General features: G+C 59.8%; 3 protein-coding genes and 1 tRNA gene. 1 reads left to right on the top strand and 3 read right to left on the bottom strand.

All coding sequences use genetic code 11. The features are described from left to right. Window positions 1-113 precede the first annotated feature (113 nt). Window positions 114-186, top strand: a tRNA-Arg gene (locus HKN37_11635). Between the two features lie 61 nt (window positions 187-247). Here the strand turns inward: HKN37_11635 and HKN37_11640 are convergent. From HKN37_11640 to HKN37_11650, 3 genes are all read right to left on the bottom strand, one after another. Further along, complete coding sequence (locus HKN37_11640) at window positions 248-889, bottom strand: class I SAM-dependent methyltransferase (GenBank protein ID NNE47298.1); 642 nt, start codon at window positions 887-889, stop codon at window positions 248-250. 190 nt (window positions 890-1,079) lie between these two features. Continuing rightward, window positions 1,080-2,495, bottom strand: coding sequence for a Gfo/Idh/MocA family oxidoreductase (locus HKN37_11645; GenBank protein NNE47299.1), 1,416 nt, complete (start codon window positions 2,493-2,495; stop codon window positions 1,080-1,082). A 25-nt stretch (window positions 2,496-2,520) separates the two neighbouring features. Further along, a partial coding sequence (locus tag HKN37_11650) for a galactokinase (protein ID NNE47300.1) occupies window positions 2,521-3,161 on the bottom strand: 641 nt, incomplete at its 5' end.

Consider the following 3,161-nt stretch of genomic DNA (forward strand, 5'->3'; position numbering starts at 1 on the left):
AACGTAGTTGCTGCGAAACAGTTGCATCCGATTTGGCAAGATGCTCGCTCGGTTCGTCGGCCGTGGATGACACGCCGCCACGTCGAACGGGTCGTTGCGTATTTTGAAGTCATGCCCTCGTAGCTCAGGGGATAGAGCACCGGTTTCCTAAACCGGGTGTCGCAGGTTCGAATCCTGCCGAGGGTACACATAGGGTCCACCGCTCACGGATTCAGTCGACACCAGCGTCGCCGGAAGCAGGGCGACGTCAGCGTTTCACCGCGAGCACGTAACTCGCAAACCCGGTGATATCCCAGAAGTCACCGGCACTGAATTCCCGTCGCAGCACGTACTTGACGGGCACCATGATGGGTAGCAAGAAGATCCGGAGCCAGTCACGACGCGTTCCTGCGCGCGCAATCCGGAAGCCGCTCGTCAGAAGCGTGTTGGCCACCTCGGCCACGCTGTACACCCGAACGTGGGTTTCGTCGTCGCAGAAATTCAACGTACCGGTCATCGACGGCAAATGCAGAGAGCGCACGGAGGGGAACTCGAGGTAGAAGCGGCCCCCTGACTTCATTTTTGACGTGAGCTCACGGATCACTTCAAGGCCGTTCGGCAAATGCTCCACGACGTGCGACATGACGATCACGTCAAAGAAATGATCAGGAATTGGCGCGAGTGATTCGTTCGAAAGATCGATCTCGTAGTACGCCTCCATGGCACCGAAGTCGGCCTCGTCATTGCCGTAGTTTTCGCGGTCAACACCATAGTACTTCCAACCGGGAAGCCACTTGCGTGTGATCGTCGGTGAATGGCTTCCACACCCCACGTCCAGCAGGTTGCCGGCCGGCCCGATGCGCTCCGATGCGAGCAGCTTGAAGCGATACGGTTTCAGCAGGTTCTTCAAAGGGATCTGCGTTCAGCAGAGGATTGTTCTTGCGCGTTCATCTGGATGCAGCCGTGTGTGAATCGGCGAGCCTATCCGCGAACGATCTGCGACACCTCCGGTTTCGACTTCGAACGTGAGGCATCATACGGGGGACCGAATCACGTCGCTGCATTCGTGTGTGACACGTTTCGGGAAATCGATCACGAACTCACGACGACTGCAGATCAACTTCTGGCCACGTCTCCCATCTGCCCCGCGTGAAATCAGGGAAGGAGATCGGCGCGCTTCCGTTGGCAACGGAGACCTCCGTCAGTTCACATACGGCACTGATGGTCGCGGCATCATACACGTTCATGTCAGTGGGCAGTCCGTTGCGCAGGCAGGAGATCAGTCGGTAGTCTTCCAGGAAGTCCATTCCACCGTGTCCCGCACCCTTTGACTCCTCCTCAAGCTGCTGCCATAGCGGGTGATCAAATTCCGATCGATAGTTATCCGCAGGTTCCCATTGGTGCGACGGACTGCGACCTTCGATGTAGACACGATCCGGGTAGCCCTGGAACAGTCCGCGTGTCCCCTGCACCATGTTGATCCGGCTGTACGGCCGCGGCAGATTGGTGTCGTGGCTCAGGAAGATAGTGCGGCCCCGAGCGGTCTTGATCAGGCTCACGTTCACGTCACCGAGCACGAATTTCTCAGACCTCATCGGTGACTCCTCTGGATAATGGTCTTGCGCATAGAGCTGCAATCCTCGGGAAGGGCTACTCATCGAGACGAGGTGGTCAAACCGGTCGCCCCGATTGATGTCCATGCACTGCGCAACGGGACCCAATCCATGCGTGGGATACAGGTTGCCATTGCGGGACCTGGAGTGGTCACGCCGCCAGAGTCCCTCACCTTCCGGTGCGAATTTGATCGCACGGAGGTCATGCAGATATCCGCACTCCGCGTGCAGGACCTCGCCGAGAAGACCCTGCCGAACCATATTGAAGACCATCAATTCCGATCGCCCGTAATTGCAGTTCTCCATCATCACGCAGTGAAGGCGGTGCTTCTCCGCCGCCTCGACAAGCTCCCAGCAGCCCTCGACCGTCGTCGCAGCAGGCACTTCGGTGGCGGCATGCTTGCCGTTCGTCATCGCGGCAATGCAGACCGGGACGTGCCACTTCCACGGGGTGGCGTTGAACACGAGGTCGAGATCCTCCTCCGCGCACATCCGTTCGAAATCTCGCTCACCGCGCGTGTACAGCGTGGGTGCGGCGAATCCCGCATCGACGACCAGCTTCTGTGAATGCAGCGCATGGTCGTCGACGATATCACAGATGGCACGGATCTCGACGCCGGCAATTCGCAGGAGATTTCGGACGTGCGACGTTCCCTGTCCACCAACGCCTACGAATCCTATTCGCACCGTCTCCATTGGTGGTGCGGCAAGTAGTTGTTGTGGCGCCGGTCCGATATCTGGTGTGTGTAACACGCGGACCTGCGGCCGACCCGGGCCGGGCGTCTTGCACGCGGCCAGCGGCCCGGCGGCCATCCCGACTCCGACACTGAACGCCCCGGTCTTCAGAAAGTCACGCCGGGTTACGCCCGATTCCCTTCGTATTTGCGGATCTGGTTTGTCCATGGTTGGATTTGGTTTGAGGGAGATCTCACGCCGACAGCCAGAAGGCGGCCGGGCCCGGTGAGCTCAGGAAGAAGATGGATCGAGCACCTGCGTCCGGTTTGGCGTCACGGTACGAGGCGGCCCACGTGTCTACGAACTCGCCCGCTCGATCCTCATGAATCAGTGCCCACACCGAACCTCCGAACCCGGCGCCGAATGCCGACGCCGCGACGGCACCCTGATCACGGGCTGAGCGCACGAGCAATATGGTCTCGTCTGTTTGATTCTGCAGGAGACTTTCCGCGAGCTGCTGTGACCGATCGACAAGTTCTGTGAAGCGATCCAAGTGATGCTCTTCAAGCGCGTCGACGGCTGCGGGCAAAATCAGATTGTTTTCGTGGTGAAAGTGGTCAAGCCGGTCGGTGAGCTGGCGCACGGTGTACCGGTCGGACGGACACTCGCGGATGGCCAGGGCGACTTCCGTTCGCGAATAACCGGGAATCGCGCTGATGGCGCCGAGGTGTGCTTCATCCCGGTCCATGGCCAGCCTCCAGGCCGCAGCCACGGCCGCAGTGCTGTCGGAGAGGTAGTTGTAGCGGTCGAGGACCGCGCCGGTTTTCGCTGCGTGTCTACCGCAAAAGCCCACTGCGAACACGTGATGCTCCGGAATCGCGACCGCTTCGTGAA

This window comes from Rhodothermales bacterium, assembly GCA_013002345.1.
In the GTDB taxonomy this organism is placed as follows: domain Bacteria; phylum Bacteroidota; class Rhodothermia; order Rhodothermales; family JABDKH01; genus JABDKH01.